Source organism: Sodalis-like endosymbiont of Proechinophthirus fluctus (assembly GCF_001602625.1).
Taxonomy (GTDB): Bacteria; Pseudomonadota; Gammaproteobacteria; order Enterobacterales; family Enterobacteriaceae.
In genome coordinates this window covers 1-533 of sequence record NZ_LECR01000079.1, presented here as the reverse complement: position 1 = coordinate 533, position 533 = coordinate 1, and the positions used below count along the sequence as shown (strand labels likewise).

The 533-nt window shown below is 63.0% G+C and carries 1 protein-coding gene; it reads right to left on the bottom strand.

Translation table 11 applies throughout. The annotated features are described in order from the left end of the window. Positions 1–533, bottom strand: a 533-nt coding sequence (locus BG74_RS07810; RefSeq protein ID WP_305809588.1) for a glycosyltransferase, incomplete at both ends; no start/stop codon positions are given.

Genomic DNA, 533 nt, shown 5'->3' with positions numbered 1-533 from the left:
GAGCCACCCGCTCTGTCGCATCGGGAATAGCTGCCGCCCTGGCGCGCTGCGCCATAGTCAGAAGCGCTGGTCGATCCCAACCTGCCAGCACGTTACTGACCCGCTCGGAGGTAAAGGCCTGCTGCTCGATGATTTTCGCTGCGCCGGACTGCTCCAGAGGACGCGCGTTCCAATACTGCTGACGATCTCTGTGCATAAATGGCACAAACAGCGTCGGCAGACCGGCAGCGGCGATTTCGCTCACCGTCAGCGCGCCGGCGCGACACACCACCACATCCGCCCAGGCATAGGCGGCGGCTATGTCGTCGATAAATTCCACCACCTTGTGCTGCGTCTCGCCAGCCGCGGCGTAAGCTAGGTTGACTTCATCCAGCGCTCCTTTGCCTACCTGATGCCATAGGGTTACGGTGCCCGCCAAACGGGCGGCGACCGCCGGCATGGTCTGATTCAGCACCTGCGCGCCTTGACTGCCTCCGATCACTAAGACCCGAATCGGACCGGTGCGTTCTAGAAAGCGCACTTCGGGCGCCGGC